Raw genomic sequence first — 16,188 nt, forward strand, 5'->3', positions numbered from 1 at the left:
TCATTCCCCGAGCAGCCCGCTAAACCCCGACGACGTTGAACAGCCGGCCGATGAGATAGGTGGCGACGAGCGCGATCACACCGCCGATGACGACACGCAAAGCAGCCTTGCCTCGAGGGCTTCCACCGATGGCCGCTGCGAGATAGCCGGTGAGGGCGAGCGCGAGGATGACGGCCACGAACGTCACAGGTATGCGCAACAACTCGGGCAGCAAGATGGTGAGCATCGGCAGCGCGCCGCCGACGAGGAACGACAGGGCCGACGCGAACGCCGCGTGCCACGGGCTCACCACGTCGTCGGGGTCGATATCCAGCTCGGCCGACAGGTGTGCACGCAGTGCGTCATGCGCCGTCAGTTCCTCGGCGACCTTGTGCGCCGTCTCTTCAGAGAGTCCCTTCTCCCGGTAGAGGCCGGCGAGTTCCTCGAACTCCTCGTCGGGCATCGTCGCGAGCTCATGCTTCTCCTTCTCGATGAGCGCCCGCTCGCTGTCTCGCTGGCTGCTGACCGACACGTACTCGCCGAGGGCCATGGACACCGCACCACCGACCAGAGCAGCCAGACCGGCGATCACGATCGGCCCGGCGTTCGACGTCGCACCGGCAACACCGACGACGATCGCCGCGACGGAGACGATCCCGTCGTTGGCACCCAGCACGCCGGCGCGCAACCAGTTCAGCCGTTGCGCTGTGCCGCCGACATGTGGCTCATCGGGATGCTGGCCGACTAGAGACTCTGATTCGCGATCCGACATACCAGAACTCCACCACAACTACCGCATGACAACAACGAAGATGAGGCACACCTCACAGGCCCGCCCGCGGCTGCTCAGTGGCTCAAACGCCGTCGGCGTCCTCTGCCGGGACCTGAGGCCGGACCACAAGGACGGGGCACAACGCGTGATGCACGCACTGCTCGCCGACCGAGCCGAGGAGCAAGCTCGCGAAGCCGCCCCTACCGCGCGAGCCGACCACGAGCATCCGTGCCCCAGCTGCAACGGCGATGAGCACTTCCGCCGGTTGTCCCAGCTCGGCGCGGAAGGTCACGTCGACCGACGGGTGGGCTTCGACGAGCGCGCGGGTGTCGGCCCTCAACTTGCTGTCCACCACGCGAGAGATCTCGTCGAACGACGACACGTAGCCGAACTCCTCCTCCGGTGCTTCCGGCGCCGTGTCGATGCTCCAGGAGCGCACGATGACCAGTGGAGCGTTCAGTGCCTCGGCCAGCCCAAACCCCTGTAGGAGCGCCTGATCCGCACCCTGCGAACCGTCGTGGCCCACCACGATGCTGTCTGCCGCTGCCTGCTCCGCGGCATCCATGAGGTTGTTGTCGTTCATTGCGACTCCTGTCTCCATTCATCGGACAGCCTCAGCCAACCGCCTCGACCGCATCGTGGGCAGGGCCGAAAGTCCCGACGGCGTCCGAGGATAGGGCGTGCAGGGCAGCCGTCAGTGGGCGGTGACGCGCCGCTCGCGGGGAGGGCGGGAAGCACGAAGGGCAGCGAGGATGGTGGCGAGGTCAACGGCTTCCTGAAGCAGCGCGCCGATCGTCGCCGGGATGACGCCGAACGCCGCTATCGCCATCAACACGACGGATGCCGCGATCCCGAGCCAGATGCTCTGCATTGCGATTCGAAGAGTGCGTCGCGCGATGATGACGGCGTCGGCGACCCCTGAGATGTCGTCGACGAGGAGCACGACATCGGCCGACTCGCTTGCCGCCGTCGCGCCTTTGGCACCCATCGCGACGCCGACGTCCGAGCTGGCGAGCACGGGAGCGTCGTTGACGCCGTCGCCCACCATGATGACCGGCCGCTCCTCGATGGCGCGCACCCTGGCGACCTTCTCGGCGGGTGGGCATTCCGATCGGTAGCGCTCGATGCCGAGCTCGCCCGCAACTCCCGCCGCCGTCTCTTCGACGTCTCCGCTGAGCATCTCGATGTTCTGGATGCTCAGCTCGCGAATGCGTCGAAGCGTCGGCACCGCGTTCGGTCGCGGAGCATCGCGGGCAATCAGTGCGCCTGCGTAGGTGCCGTCGACGGCAACATAAATGGCCAGTTCACCCGTATTGATCGAAGTGCGCCGAGCATCGGATGCTTCGGCCACCACGAATCTGAAACTTCCGACCACGGTGCGGCGGCCCGCGATGTCTGCGACCACCCCCTCCGTCGCGTGCTCCTCGGCGAAGCGTGCGGGCTCGAGCTCGATCGATCGGGAGGACGCCGCCTTCATCACGGACGCAGCGAGCACATGTGACGAGTATTGCTCCGCGCTGGCCGCCCACCGGAGTACATCCTCTGCGACGAATCCGGCAGCTGGTCGAACCTCGCGGACCTCGGGTCGCCCCGAGGTGAGGGTTCCGGTTTTGTCGAAGACCACGGTCCGCGCCGCTGCCAGCGCTTCGAACACCGACCCGGCCCGAACGATGATGCCCTTGTGGGCTGCCAGGCTCATGCCCCCGATGAAGGCGACAGGGGCGGCGATCAGCAGGGGGCACGGTGTAGCGAGAACCAACACTTCCGCGAACCGTACCGGGCTGCCGCTGAGCAGCCATGCCGCTGCCGCCAGCGCGAGGGAGAAGGCTGTGAACGGGACCGCGAAACGATCCGCAAGGCGCACCACCTTGGCCTTCGACTGCGCGGCACCCGCGACGAGCGCGACGATCTGCTGGTACTGGCTGTCAGCGGCCACCGCCGTCGCACGCATGCGGGCGGCCTCCGTCCCGTTGGTCGAACCGCTCAGCACCTGCTCGCCGTGCAGCTTCTCGACAGGAATGCTTTCGCCGGTTATCGATGACAGGTCGAGCGCGGCTCGGTCGGTCAGCAGGTCCCCGTCGACCGGCACGACCTCGGCCGGCCGGATCAGCAAGACGTCGCCGATTCGCACCTCGTCTGCTGGAACGTCGACGATCGCTGCTCCGGTGTCACGATGCGCCAGGCGAGGCTCCCGGCGCAGCAGTGCATCGAGTTCTCGGCGAGCCCGGCGGTTCGCGTAGTCCTCCAACGCCTGCCCGCCGCTGAGCATGAGTACGACGATGAGTGCCGCGACTTCCTCGCCGACGAGCACGGTCGCTGCTATGGCCGTGATGGCCAGCAGGTCTACTCCGCCGCCGTTCACCCTGATGGTCCGCACCATGCGAACTGCGTAGCCGGCCGCCACGATCATCGAGTACCCGCCGGCGACCCACACGGCAGCCGACGTCAGGCCGGCCAGCGCGAGGCCCGCGGCGACGACCCCGATCAGCAATGTGGCCGATACGACCGGATAGCGCACGACCAGCCGAGCCAACCTGGCTGACCTCGTTGGTGCGGCTGGGCCCTTCCGTTCGTCCACGTCGAGGGTCATATGGACGAAGACGCCTCGCTGTTCTCTTCTGATGCCGAACTCTGGACCGCCTCGTCGTAGACGAACACGAGACGAGCGGGCACTCCCCCCGCAAGCACTTCGACCACCGCCTCATTGACATCGCCGAGGTCTCTCGGCGACGCGACCACGCGGGTCCGGCCCGCAGCGTGCAGAGCGAACACCTCTGTCAGATCCTGTCGGGTGCCGACGATGGATCCGATCACGGAGATGCCCTTGAGCACCGTGTCGAACACCGGAATGGTGAGCGCGCCGTTTGCGGGCAGCGAGACCAAGATCAACCGTCCACCCCGGTTGAGGGATCGGAACGCCTGGTCGAAGACGGAGGGCGCGACTGCCAAGACAATGGCGACGTCAGCGCCACCCATGGCAAGGATGGCTTCCGCAGGGTCGACGTCGGCAGCGTTCACGACCGCGTCTGCGCCGAGCTTGGTCGCCAGCTCGAGCTTCTCCTGTGTGATATCCACTCCCACGACCAAAGCGCCGACCAGTCTCGCGTATTGCACCGCGAGGTGACCGAGTCCCCCGACGCCGAAGATAGCGACCCGCTCTCCCGGTACGACGTGCGCGGCCTTCACCGCGGCGTACGTGGTGACGCCGGCGCACGTCAGCGGGGCGGCATCCATCGCAGTCACGCCGTCGGGAACGGGCACGACGAACCGAGCGTCGGCCAGCGCATACTCGGCATACCCGCCGTCGACGGTGTACCCGGTGTTGTACTGCTGCTCGCACAGGTTCTCGCGCCCGTCCACGCAGTAGCGGCACTCCCCGCACGCGTGCCCCAGCCATGGCATTGCCACGCGCTGGCCGACGGTTCTCGAGGTGACCCCGTCGCCGAGCTGCTCGACGATCCCAACGCCTTCATGGCCTGGCACAAACGGCAGCGCCGGCTTCACCGGCCAGTCGCCGTTGATGGCGTGGATGTCTGTGTGACAGAGGCCGCATGCCTCCAGCCGCACGAGTATCTGTCCGGGCCCGGGTGCAGGGATCGGGCGATCCTGAACCGTGAGTGGTTGATGAAACTGATTGACGACGGCAGCGCGCATGGCGGTTCCTTTCGGTTGAGAACCAGTCTCGATTCGCCGGTGGCGGCCGCCCGGGCCGAAAGTCCCGTCAGCTGGAGCTGGAACTGGTTCGATCGGAGTGACCTTCGACCCTTCCGGCGCGGCCCGGCGACGGAGAGCCTGAACCCATGAGCAACACGAGCAAGGCCGCGAACGCGACCATCGTCTATGAGTCCATGTTCGGCAGCACACGACGAGTGGCCGACGCCATCGCCGACGGCCTGGGCGAGAGCCTGGTCGTCAGTGTCATACCCGTCGGGGATGCTCCGCGATCGTTCGCTGACGTCGACCTCCTCGTCGTCGGGGCGCCGACGCACGTGCATGGGCTCAGCCGGGCATCGACCCGGGAGGAGGCCAGGAGCTGGGGAGCCGACCCCGACCGCCACCTGCAGCTGGAGCCGGATGCCGCGAGAGCTGGCGTCCGGGAATGGCTGGATGGCTGTGAGCAGCTGCCGTCGCGCTTCGTCGCCTTCGACACCAGAGCCGATATGACCGAACTGTTCAGCGGTTCGGCAGCGGCCGCGATCGACAAGCGCATGGGAAAGCTCGGCTCGCACCGACTGCTCGAGAAGAAGAGCTTCCTCGTCGACAAGCGGAGCTACCTGGAACCGGGTGAAGTCGATCGCGCCCGCGAGTGGGGCTGGTCCATCGCCGCGGCGCTGCACATCCTCGTCGAGGACTGAGAGGTAGCTGCGTCTCTCGCCCGCGACGCAGGCCGGGTCGCGACTCAGGCAGAACGCGAAGACCGAGCGCGTGGTGACCGAGCGGTGAACCGCGCCGCGCGCCTGGCGACGCGGTGGGGATAGCCTCTGCGTCGCGCCTGGGCGGCGCGCGGAGCGCTCAGGCGAGCGTAGTACCAGACCTTCGCGAGCTCGACGAGAACGAGGTACACCGCGACCATCCCGACGAGCGCGAGGAAGAACGGCGCGGGCAGCAGCGCGAATCCGAGCAGTGCTCCCACAGGAGAGTACGGAAGCCAGACACCGAGTGCGACCACGGCGAGGACCGAAACGGTCAGCGGCATCGACGGCCGGCTCCGCAGGAACGGCACACGGCGCGTTCGCACGGCGAAGACGATCAAGGTCTGCGTGGCGATGGACTCGATGAACCATCCGGCCCTGAACTCCGGGGCGACCGCGTGGAAGACGAAGAGCATGAGTCCGAACGTCGCGAAGTCGAACACGGACGAGATCGGTCCGAACAGCAGCATGAAGCGGCGAATGGCACCGATATCCCAATGCGACGGCGCTCGCAGCTGCTCGGGATCGACGTGATCGCTCGGGATGGCGAGCTGACCTGTGTCGTAGAGCAGATTGTTCAACAGGATCTGCCCGGGAAGCATCGGAAGGAACGGAAGGATGATCGAGGCGATGGATGCACTGAACATGTTGCCGAAGTTGCTCGACGTGCCCATCAAGACGTACTTGATGGTATTCGCGAAGATGCGGCGACCCTCGGTCACGCCGTCCGCGAGCACTCCGAGATCCTTGTCCAGAAGCAACACGTCGGCGGCGTCCTTCGCCACATCGACCGCGGAATCGACGGAGATCCCGATGTCCGCGTGATGCAGCGCCAGAGCATCGTTGACACCGTCGCCGAGAAAGGCGACCGCGCGTCCCTTCTCCCTAAGAGCACGGATGATGCGCGACTTCTGCTCGGGTGAGACCCTGGCGAAGATGGTCGCGCTTCTGGCGGCATCCGCGAGTGCTGCATCGTCGAGCTGCTCGACCTGTGCTCCGGTGAGCGTGCCGAGCATCGCCATCCCGAGACTCCCGCAAACGCGCTCTGCAACCACAGCGCCGTCACCGGTTGCGATCTTCACCTCGACCCCGAGCGCTGCCAGCCGCTCGAGGGATGCCTTCGCGTCGGCCTTCACGCTGTCCACGAAGCAGAGGAACCCGCGCAGTGCCAGTCCCTGCTCGTCGGTGGGGCGGATGCTCTTCACTCCGTCTGCCTGCCGCGTTGCGACGGCCACGACCCGGGCCCCGGCCGCGTAGAGCGCGTCGAGAGTCTCCCCTGCGTTCGGGGGAGCCGCCGGGCAGAGCGGCAGCACCGACTCCGGGGAGCCTTTGACGACCAGCAGTGCCGGGGACCCGGCCTTGGCGACCAGAGCAGTGGACATGCGGCGTTCGTGATCGAAGGGAAGAGCATCAAGCCTGCGGTATCCCGATGTGACCGCGTCCTTAGCCGGGCCACTGGACAACAGGGCTGCGTCGAGCGTATTGAGCCCGACGACCGACGGCGTCTGTAGATCTGCTTCGCCGGCCAGGAGGCCCAGCAGGACCAGCTCCGATGGTGATGCGGTCTCGTCGACGGTGATCGCACGATCGAATTCGATGAGGCCGCTGGTGAGCGTGCCTGTCTTGTCGGTGACCAGGAGGTCGAGATCGCCGAGATCTTCGATGCAGACCAGGCGTTTGACCAGCACCCGTTGGCGTGCAAGTGCCCGAGACCCTGCGGCAAGGCTGGTGCTCACAACGGCCGGGAGCAACTGGGGCGTGATGCCGACAGCGATCGCCAGCGAGAAGAGGAGCGATTCGACGACGGGTCGCCCGAGGAGCAGGGCCGCGATGAAGATGACCGAGGTCAGGATGATCGCGAGTCCCAGCAGGAACGTCGAGAACCGGCCGAGCCCCCGTTGGAATTCCGTCTCAGGCGCCTGTTCCGCCAAGCCGACCGCGATCCGGCCGAATTCCGTGTGCGGTCCCGTCGCCACCACGACCCCGACGCCCGAACCTGCATGCACGACCGTGCCCATGAGTGCGCAGCAGTCGAGGTCACCGAGCCCCGTTCCCGCCGGCACCGGTTCGCTGGTCTTGGCAGCGGCCGATGCTTCACCCGTGACGATGCTCTCGTCGCATTCGAGGGCCGTGCAATCGAGGAGCCGCAGATCTGCCGGAACCACCGTGCCGACCGAGAGCACGACGACGTCTCCCGGAACAAGCTCCGTGACGTCCACGTTCTGCCGTGCGCCGTCACGTACGACAACAGCCGTGTGACGAAGTCGATCGTGCAGCGCGTCGGCGGCTCTTTCGGCGCGGAATTCATTCACGAATCCGAGCCCGACGCTGATCAACAGGATGACCGCGATGATGAGCGACTCGATGCCCTGACCGACGAACGCGGAGATCAAGGCAGTCACGAACAGCAGAAGCAGGATGGGGCTGCGCATTTGACGCCAGAGCACGCGAAGAGGTCGGGCCCGATGCTGCCGCACGGCATTCGCTCCCCCGCTCGCGAGCCGCTCAGCGGCCTCAGCCGAACTCAGCCCCGCGGTGGTGGATGCCTGCTCGGACAGCACAGCACGGGCATCCTTCGACGCCGACAGGCGTACTGCGCTCAGGTCGTCGGCGCTTTGGTCGCCAGGGCGCTGGCCGCCCGCGCTCTGGGGCGAGACCACGGACGGATGCTTCTCGCTGGCCACCACGGCCTCAGTCTGCCCTTCGGAGAGGGTTTCGATGCGATCACCCGATTCAGCCGGTCTCGGTGTCACGTGCGGTCGACCGGCTTGGTTCCGTGGATCACGAGTACCGGGCAGTCCGCGTGTTCGACGACCGACCGGGAAACGGACCCGAGCAGCAGGCCGGTGAAGCCACCGAGGCCTCGGCTCCCGACGATGAGCATCTCGGCTCCTTCCGCCTCGGCGATCAGCTGCCGCACCGGAGATCCGGTGCGGATCACCGTCGAGTACCATAACGGCGCCGTCTTTCCGAACACCTCCGTCGATGTCTCGGCCGCAATCCTGCGAGCATCTTCTTCCGGCGACCAGCCGCCCATGGCGTACCCGGGCCACGACTGCGGGTATTCCCACACGGTCACGCCGACCAGGGTGCATCCGAGGTTCTCCGCGATCCTGGCTCCGCGCCTCAGAGCGGAAAGAGACTCGGGCGAGCCGTCTACGCCTACGACGATGCGGCCGCCCGGATGGATGCGGTCCTCGCTCTCGGTCACGTTCTCGTTCATCGTTTCGTTCCTTTCAGAGTCCGGTTCGCGAATCGAGGCCTCGACTCCGAGCCGCTGCACCTAGCCGGGCAGGTTCGCGGGACATGCCCGCTGGTGTGTCTTCCGCGGCGACGGGCGCGTGCACGACGATGGTCGGCGACGAGAGGTTGAGCAGCACTTCGTATGCGACCGCCCCCAGGCTGCCGAGCCGTCCGTTCGGCCGTCGCGAGTCCCCGATCACGAGCAACTCGCCCTTGCTCGCCAGCTCGTTCAGAACGGCTCCCGCAGGGCGGTGCACGATCCTGCTCCGGATGATGACGTGCGGCTGCCGCTGCCGGGCGCGCGCCACTGCGCGTGCCAAGACCTCGCGTGCCTGGTCGTCTCGTCGCAGCTGCCAATCGCGACGCTCGTCGTCGTGATCGAGGTCCATGCCGACAGGCACTCCCGACGAGCGCACGGCGACAAGCTCGCAGCCTCGTACGGATGCCATGTCGACGGCCAACTCGACGGCCGCCCGACCGGCAGGGGCATCGTCGACGCCCACGACCACCCCGCGCCGCAACTGGGATGCGGACTCCGGAATGACGGCAACGGAGCCGGTGACCAGGTTGACGAGTTGGAGACTGCGTGATCCCAGAGCCCGGCCGTAATGGAACCCGGTCTTGTGCGTGCCTACCACGAGCATGGTGCCTGGGGCGTCGAACGACGCCAGTTCGGCCATGGGGCTGCCCGATCGCAATTCGCTGGTCACGCGCACGTCATCCGCCAACGACCGTGCGTAGGCCGTCTCTCTTGCCAGCAGCGCACCGGATTGCTCGTCGATCTCGTCGATCATGCTTGTGCCGATGGTGTCCCACTCGTCGTCTGCGATATGGACGAGCACGACCCCGGCGCCGCGTTCTCGTGAACGAGCGACCGCCCAGCGCAGGGCCGCCCTCGACGGGACGGAACCGTCGACGCCGACCACGAAGCTTCGAATGTTCATGCCGGTACCTCCGACAGCAGTTTGTCGCCGCCCGGACAAGCGTCGAAGGGCCATTGGTCCCGCGGCGTCAAGGCGAGACTGCGCGCCTGGACAAGAGGGCCATCCTCGTCAGACGCCTTTCCGGTGGCTACACTCAGGGACGGGGGAAAACTCCCGATCGGTCGACGAAACCGTCGGGAGAAGGAGTACTCATGCAGGGCGACGAGCCCATCACCTTTCCCGACGCACCACGCGCCGAATTGGACAACGCGCTCGGCAATCTCGTCGAACAGGCCCGCAAGGTTCTGGAAACGCAGGGCCGCCTTCGTGCGCTCCTCCATGCGAATCGGGCACTCGTCTCACAGTTGGACCTGCCCAGTGTCCTTCGCAGGATCATTGAGGCGGCAGTGGAACTGGTCGGCGCGCGCTACGGCGCGCTGGGCGTCATCGCAGAGTCGGGTGGCCTCGAGCAGTTCATCCATGTTGGGATGACCGCGGACGACGTCGAGCGCATCGGGCACCTCCCTGAGGGCCACGGCCTTCTCGGCGCGCTCATCGACGATCCGCGGCCCATCCGGCTCGACTCGATAGCCTCCGACCCGCGCTCCTCCGGCTTTCCGGTCGGTCACCCGCCGATGACCGCCTTCCTCGGCGTCCCGATCACAGTGCGCGGCTCCGTCTACGGAAACCTGTACCTGACCGATCCGGTCTCCGGGAGCTTCAGCGAAGACGACGAGCAACTCGTGAAGTCCCTCGCCGCAAACGCCGGATTCGCCATCGACAACGCGCGTCTTTTCGCTGAGACGGCGTCTCGTCAGGCGTGGAGCGCTGCGGCCGCCGAGATGACCGCAGCCATCCTCGGAGGTGAGGCGAGAGGGGGTCCCCAGGAGCTGGTCGACCGCGTCGGGCCGCTCGTCTCCGCTCGGTCCGTCTGGGTTGTCGAAGCCGATCTACGCCACGGCGAAGCGCGCGTTCTTGCTGCAGGGGACGGGGCTAGCCATCGAGCGCCACTCGTACTTGTCGACGACCAGCTTCGTTCTGCCATCGAGGGAGCCCTGCCGGCTCGCGTCGAGCATCTTCGCATGCACGAGACGGGCGAGCGGGAGGCGGGACCCGCCCTGGTGGTCCCTCTCCAGCACACGGCCGAGCGTCCGGCGGCTCTGATCGCGCTCCGCGAGAGCGGTGATGACCCGTTCACGTCGTTCGAGCTCGAGCGCACTGTCGCTTTCGCCGGGCAGGCCGCCCTCGCCATGGAACTCGCGTCGGCCCGAGCTGACAGGCAGAGGATCGAGCTTCTGGAAGACAGGGCTCGCATCGCACGCGACCTTCACGATCACGTCATCCAGCAGCTCTTCGGGGTCGGAATCGAGCTGCAGAGCGTGGAGTCGATACTCGGACCCGGGCCCGCGACGAAGCGCATCGAAGGCACGGTCCAATCGCTGGATGATGCGATCAGTCAGATCAGAACGATCATCTTCGCGCTCTCCCGTGACCGCGAGGCGGGAGGCAGCCTGCGTCACGCGCTCCTCGACATCGTGCATGAGATCGGCGGCACCCTTCCGGACCCGGCAACAGTGTCATTCGCGGGCCCTGTCGACGTCGTCGCCGCGCCCCGACTGTCCGACGACGTCACCGCATTCGTGCGGGAGGCGTTGACCAACGTGGTGCGGCACGCCGAGGCGACCACCGCATCCGTCGTCGTCAAGGCAACGGCCGATGATCTCGAGGTCGCCGTCGCAGACGACGGGCACGGCATCGGCGAAACGACTCGTCGCAGCGGACTGGGGAACATCGCCGATCGCGCCAACCGACTGAACGGCGAGTTCTCGGTGGAGTCGGGAGCCGAAGGGACGCGCCTATTGCTCCGGCTGCCGGTCGAGAGCGGGGAAGGATGAACGCCGCGCCCATCCGGGTATTCCTCGCCGACGACCACGAGATCGTGCGCAGGGGAATCGCTGCCATGATCGACGGCCAGGACGACATGGAAGTCGTGGGTGAAGCCGCGACCGCAACGCAGGCGCGCATGCGCATCCCGGCCGTGCTCCCCGACGTCGCTGTCCTCGACGTGCGGATGCCCGACGGGAGCGGGATCGACGTCTGCCGCCTCGTCAAGCAGGAGCATCCGCAAGTGCGCTGTCTCATGCTCACGGCGTACGACGACGAGGAAGCGCTGCGGGTGGCCGTCATCGCGGGGGCCGACGGATACGTCATCAAAGACATTCGGGCGGGGCTGCTGCTCGACAGCATCCGCGCAGCCGCGCACGGTAAACGCTTGATCGATCCCCGCCTGGCGTCCCGAGTATCGTCACAACTCCGAGAGACCTCAGACGATCCCCGGTTCACCTCCCTCGGCCTGCGCGAGCGCCAAGTGCTCGCGTTGATCGCCGACGGGCTCACCAACCGGCAGATCGGCGAGAGGCTGGGCCTGGCGGAGAAGACCGTCAAGAACTACGTGAGTTCCCTGCTGTCCAAGCTCGGCCTCGAACGACGCACGCAGGCCGCCGTGCTTCACCTCGAGCACCGCGCCGACACTTGACCGGCGACTGTCAGAACGGCGCCGGTTAGAACAGCGACGGCCAGAACAGCGACGGTCAGAACAGCGGCCAGGGCGTTGCGGGCATCCACCCGCTCGGTGCGGGGAATCGCGGATCGGCGAGCATCCGATCGCAGCGCTCGGCGAAGGCATCGAGCTCGTCCTTGGACAGCAGCGGCCCCAGCTGCGAAAGCAACGTGCCGCCCGGGCGCAGGGCCGCACGCACGCGCTGCACGCCGTCGACCTCTTCGGCCGTGAGGGACTCGCCCACCCAGCCCCAGAGCACGGTGCGCAGCTTGTGGTCGACGTGGAACGTGAGACCGTGGTCGATCCCATAACGGTGCCCGTCCGGCATGGGCAGAACGTGGCCGCCCTTCCGGTCGGCGTTGTTCACGATCGCGTCGAAGACGGCCAGCTTGCGCAGCTCGGCCGAGTCCTCGTGCACGAGCGCGACCGGCCGGTCGTCCTCGTCGAGGCCCTCGAACACGGGCAGCCAGCCCTGCGCGAGGATGCCGCCGGCTGGCACGACGTCGACGGGGTCGCATGCGGTGTCGACGTGCTGCCAGAGCTGCAGCATGCCGGGCCCCAAAGGGCCTTCGCCGATCCAGGTGTACGGAACGACGTTCCAGCCCAGCCACTCCGAGACGAGGTACGCCGCCACCTCACGGTCGGCCAGGTCGCCGTCGGGAAAGTCCCAAAGCGGTTTCTCCCCCGCCGTCGGCTTGTACACGACGGGCACGCCGTCGATCGAGGCGAGGAACGTCTCGTTGGACGCGGCAGGGATGCGCGCCACCAGCTCGAGCGGACCGGCCGGCTGGGCCGCGCTCACAACGACTCGGGCAGCACGCACACGTGGCCCTGCGGTTCCATCGGAAGGCCGCACAACGGGCACAGCGGTCGCCCGGCCGCAACGACCTCTCGCGTAGCCCGGACGAACGCGCGCGCGGTGCCCACGGGCATCCTGATCACGAGTGCCTCCTCCGGGTTCTCCTCATCGCCCGCGATCCCTTCGTCGAGTTCGTCGTCGAGCTCCACATCGGAGTAGGCCTGCAGCACGAGTTGCGCGGTGGCGGGGTCCCAACCGAGGCCGATCGTTCCCGTACGGAATTGTTCGTCGACGGGTTCGAGCGGCCCTGTGTCGATGAGCTCGGGCGATGCGTCTGCCGGGATGCGGTGCGGGTTGCCGTCGTCCATCATCTCGTCGAGCAACTGCCCTGTGTGCATGGCGAGCAGCGCGGCCTGCTCCTTCTCGAGCAGCACGCTGACGAGCCGTCTGCCCTGCCGCACCTGCAGATAGAAGGCACGCGCACCCGGCTCGCCGATGGTGCCGACGAGTACGCGGTCCGGCCAATCGAAGTCGTAGACGACGGTGGGCATGCGGACAGCATAGGAGGGTGGCACCGGTCGGATCCCGTGTGTTACGCCGACGCCCGGGGGATTGCGGATCAGGCCGGTTCCGCACCGCCGCCGACGGGGGCATCCGCATCGGCCACACCCTCGTGCAGCCAAGCGAGGTCTCCGCCGTCGGTGTTGATCGCGATCACACGAGGCGTCCCGTCTGCGTAGTGCACGATCGAAACGGATGCCGGCCCCACGTTGATGCGCTGGAACAGATCGAGGTGCATGCCGAGGGCGTCCGCGAGCACCGACTTGATGATGTCGCCGTGACTCACCGCGACCCACACCGCCCTCGGTCCGTGTTCTGCCGTCACCGCGGTGTCGTGTCGCCGCACCGCTGCCACCGCACGCGCCTGCATCCCGGCCATCGACTCACCATCGGGAAAGACGACGGATGCCGGGCTCGCCTGCACCTGCGCCCACAGCTTCTCGCGCGCCAGCTCGGCCAGCCGCCGGCCTTGCCACCGCCCGTAGTCGCACTCGGTCAGCCCGTGCTCGACGACCAGCGTCGGCGAACCCTGCTGCTGCTCGAGGATCACCCGCGACGTTTCCCGGCAACGCTCCAACGGACTGCTGACCACGCGAACGAGCGGAACGGGCGACAGCCGTTCGGCTGCGCGCCTGGCCTGCTCGCGGCCCACCTCGTCGAGCCCGACACCGGCCGCCCGGCCGACCAGGACGCCTGCGGCGTTCGCTGCGGTGCGGCCGTGCCGCACGAGGATCGCCGTCGCCATGCATCCGAGGGTAAACGGGTTGCCATGGACGCGCCGCCGCGGCGTCCCACCCACCGCCGGTTGAGTAGCGGCGCAGCCGCGTATCGAAACCGTGGACGGGATGACTGGTTTCGATACGCGGCGCTCACGCGCTGCTACTCAACCGGCGGTGGCGGGTGTCAGGAGCCGCGCAGCATGGCATCCATCGTGCGGTACGCGTTCGCGACGATGGTCAGCACCGGATTCACGCCGCCGTTCGTGACGTGCACCGAGCCATCCGTGATGCGCACGTTCGGGTGTCCCCACACCCTGCCGTAAGGGTCGACGACGCTGCGTGCCGGATCATCGCCCATGCGGCACGTACCTGCCTGATGCTGACCGACGCTGGGCGCCCAGTCGCTGCGGCCCGTTCCGACCGGCGCCACCGCCTGCGCACCGGATGCCTGCAACCATTCGGCAGCGCGCTCGGTGAGGAAGTCGCGAGCCCGGAAGTCCTCCTCCAGCAACGCTCCGCTCAGCCGAGCGACCGGTGTACCCAGCTCGTCGGTCACCGATGGATCGACCGTGACCCGGGAATCAGCGCTGGTCAGCTCCTGGATCGGACCCATGACCCTCAGCATCTTGCTCGCGAGCCGACGCATCCCGGCCTTGGACTCTGCGCCGAATGGAGGCAGGAATCCCGCGGCCGCGAGATACCTGTAGGTGTTCGACGGGGTGGTCACGAACTCGTTGGCGATCATGCCGCCACCGATGATGCCCTGGTTGCCGTGCTGATAGACCGTCGTCGCGATGGATGGGCCCGGGCCGAGCAGATCGACGACGTCGTCGTCGAAGATCCCCGTGGCGCCGCCGTAGAGGTGGGCCTGCAGGTGCCGTCCCACCTGATCCGAGTTGTTGCCGATGCCGGCCGGTTCCTGCTCCGACCTGCTGTTCAGCAGCAGCCGCGCGCTCTCCACTGCGCCCGCGGCGACGACGATCTGCTCGGCGTAGACATCCCTGTTCCACACGCCGTCGTCGGCGCGGCCCGCCACACGCACCCCCGTCACCTTGCCCGCCGCGTCGACGATCAGGCGCTGGGCGCTCGTGCGGATGACGATGGAGCAGTTCCCTGTGTCGACGGCTTTCGAGAGCGTGGTGTTCTGGCTGCCGTTCTTCGCATCGACGGGGCACGCGAATCCGATGCACATGGCGCATTGCATGCAGGCAGAGCGCCCGAGGTAGGGCTGCGAGTTGATCAGCAGCGGCGGCGCGACGGTCGGAAAGCCAAGTGCCGCAGCACCCCTGCCCAGAACCTGGTTGGAGACCCCGCCTGGCATAGGCGGCATGGGGTACGGACCCGATCGGTGCCCGGCGTGCGGAATCTGGATGCCCGCCCCGCTCACGCCCATCTCCCACTCCGCCTTGAGGTAGTAGGGCTCGAGCTCTTCGTACCCGAACGGCCAGTCCGCGAGTGCGCTGCCCTCCGGCACACCGTACGTGCTGGCCATGTGGAAGTCCGTCGGCGAGAACCGCCAGGCCTGAGCGCCGTACACGCGCGTGCCGCCGCCGACCGTGAACGCGTTGTTCCCCCACGAGGAGTCCGTGGGCTGGATCACGTGGTCGCCTGCTCTGTTGTGCAGCACTCTCGGATGCCCGTCGCCGTCCGGCCCGCTCACGGGGGCTATGGCCCATTCCGAACGCGCATTGCGGATGTGGTCCCTGTGCAGCTCGTCCGTGCCCGGCCATCCCCCGGCCTCGACGACCAGCACACGACGACCTGCCGTGGCGAGCTCGGCAGCCGCGACGCCGCCGCCGGCCCCTGAGCCGACGACGATCACGTCGTATCGATCTGCGATTTCGCCGGGCGTGATGAGGCCGGTGTGGCGATCGCTGACCACGGTCGCGGCGACCGGCCATCCGCCCACCGGCTCCGACCGCCAGCCGAGCATGCGCCACGAGAACGCGCCGGCGTTGCCGCCGTTGGTCGGGTCGGCGTAGTAGCCGCCGCTCACGAGTTCAGCGAACCAGAGCCAGTCGGCATGCTCGAGCGGGGCATCCGTCTCAACGAGGGCGTGCATGCGAGGCGCCCAGTCCGGGCGGTCTCGGAGGACGCCGGTCAGAAACCGCGTCGCGCCGGCCTGCGATGCCGACGGCCAGTCGTCGGCGGGCACGGCGAGGTCGGCGAGTTCGTTGAGTCGTTGTTCGTGGTGGCGGACGAATTCTTCGGGTTCCATGT

Annotated in this window: 14 protein-coding genes; 3 read left to right on the top strand and 11 right to left on the bottom strand. The window is 67.5% G+C overall.

Features of this window, described 5'->3' with window-relative positions; genetic code table 11:
- Positions 1–19: 19 nt before the first annotated feature.
- The 4 genes from ACO2Q7_RS08705 to ACO2Q7_RS08720 all read right to left on the bottom strand — a co-directional run bounded on the left by ACO2Q7_RS08705 (position 20) and on the right by ACO2Q7_RS08720 (position 4,405).
- A complete protein-coding gene (locus ACO2Q7_RS08705; RefSeq protein ID WP_423355211.1) occupies positions 20–751 on the bottom strand; it encodes a VIT1/CCC1 transporter family protein in 732 nt (243 codons plus the stop codon).
- Positions 752–833: 82 nt separating this feature from the next.
- Positions 834–1,334 carry a universal stress protein gene (locus tag ACO2Q7_RS08710; protein WP_423355212.1) on the bottom strand — a complete coding sequence of 167 codons (501 nt, stop codon included), beginning with the start codon at positions 1,332–1,334 and terminating at the stop codon, positions 834–836.
- A gap of 111 nt (positions 1,335–1,445) precedes the next feature.
- Positions 1,446–3,341: a heavy metal translocating P-type ATPase gene (locus ACO2Q7_RS08715; protein ID WP_423355213.1), complete on the bottom strand. Its 1,896-nt coding sequence runs from the start codon at positions 3,339–3,341 to the stop codon at positions 1,446–1,448.
- Complete coding sequence (locus ACO2Q7_RS08720) at positions 3,338–4,405, bottom strand: zinc-dependent alcohol dehydrogenase (protein ID WP_423355214.1); 1,068 nt, start codon at positions 4,403–4,405, stop codon at positions 3,338–3,340. Before ACO2Q7_RS08720 ends, ACO2Q7_RS08715 begins: the two co-directional genes overlap by 4 nt.
- Positions 4,406–4,551: 146 nt before the next feature.
- Between ACO2Q7_RS08720 and ACO2Q7_RS08725 the strand changes: the two genes are divergently transcribed.
- A complete protein-coding gene (locus tag ACO2Q7_RS08725) occupies positions 4,552–5,106 on the top strand; it encodes a flavodoxin family protein (protein ID WP_423355215.1) in 555 nt (184 codons plus the stop codon).
- A 44-nt stretch (positions 5,107–5,150) separates the two neighbouring features.
- Here the strand turns inward: ACO2Q7_RS08725 and mgtA are convergent, their stop codons facing one another.
- From mgtA to ACO2Q7_RS08740, 3 genes are all read right to left on the bottom strand, one after another.
- On the bottom strand, positions 5,151–7,850 hold the full coding sequence (mgtA, locus tag ACO2Q7_RS08730; protein WP_423355216.1) for a magnesium-translocating P-type ATPase: 2,700 nt from the start codon (positions 7,848–7,850) through the stop codon (positions 5,151–5,153).
- A gap of 62 nt (positions 7,851–7,912) precedes the next feature.
- On the bottom strand, positions 7,913–8,386 hold the full coding sequence (locus ACO2Q7_RS08735; protein WP_423355217.1) for a universal stress protein: 474 nt from the start codon (positions 8,384–8,386) through the stop codon (positions 7,913–7,915).
- A 13-nt stretch (positions 8,387–8,399) separates the two neighbouring features.
- On the bottom strand, positions 8,400–9,350 hold the full coding sequence (locus ACO2Q7_RS08740) for a universal stress protein (protein ID WP_423355218.1): 951 nt from the start codon (positions 9,348–9,350) through the stop codon (positions 8,400–8,402).
- Between the two features lie 191 nt (positions 9,351–9,541).
- Between ACO2Q7_RS08740 and ACO2Q7_RS08745 the strand changes: the two genes are divergently transcribed.
- Positions 9,542–11,224 (top strand): GAF domain-containing protein, encoded by a 1,683-nt coding sequence (locus tag ACO2Q7_RS08745; protein WP_423355219.1) that lies wholly within the window; start codon positions 9,542–9,544, stop codon positions 11,222–11,224.
- The gene (locus tag ACO2Q7_RS08750) at positions 11,221–11,865 is read left to right on the top strand and encodes a response regulator (protein WP_423355220.1); all 645 of its coding nucleotides are present in this window, start codon (positions 11,221–11,223) and stop codon (positions 11,863–11,865) included. Before ACO2Q7_RS08745 ends, ACO2Q7_RS08750 begins: the two co-directional genes overlap by 4 nt.
- Positions 11,866–11,920: 55 nt before the next feature.
- On the opposite strand, the gene ACO2Q7_RS08755 is transcribed toward ACO2Q7_RS08750, so the two are convergent.
- The 4 genes from ACO2Q7_RS08755 to ACO2Q7_RS08770 form a co-directional block, all read right to left on the bottom strand.
- Positions 11,921–12,691, bottom strand: a complete 771-nt coding sequence (locus tag ACO2Q7_RS08755; protein ID WP_423355221.1) for an SCO1664 family protein — start codon at positions 12,689–12,691, stop codon at positions 11,921–11,923.
- Positions 12,688–13,239 carry a DUF3090 domain-containing protein gene (locus ACO2Q7_RS08760; RefSeq protein ID WP_423355222.1) on the bottom strand — a complete coding sequence of 184 codons (552 nt, stop codon included), beginning with the start codon at positions 13,237–13,239 and terminating at the stop codon, positions 12,688–12,690. The genes ACO2Q7_RS08755 and ACO2Q7_RS08760 overlap by 4 nt, the downstream gene beginning before the upstream one ends.
- A gap of 68 nt (positions 13,240–13,307) precedes the next feature.
- The gene (locus ACO2Q7_RS08765) at positions 13,308–13,994 is read right to left on the bottom strand and encodes an MSMEG_4193 family putative phosphomutase (RefSeq protein ID WP_423355223.1); all 687 of its coding nucleotides are present in this window, start codon (positions 13,992–13,994) and stop codon (positions 13,308–13,310) included.
- Between the two features lie 158 nt (positions 13,995–14,152).
- Positions 14,153–16,186, bottom strand: a complete 2,034-nt coding sequence (locus tag ACO2Q7_RS08770) for a GMC oxidoreductase (protein WP_423355224.1) — start codon at positions 16,184–16,186, stop codon at positions 14,153–14,155.
- Positions 16,187–16,188 lie beyond the last annotated feature (2 nt).

It is taken from the genome of Rathayibacter sp. KR2-224, assembly GCF_049446075.1.
Taxonomy (GTDB): Bacteria; Actinomycetota; Actinomycetes; order Actinomycetales; family Microbacteriaceae; genus Humibacter.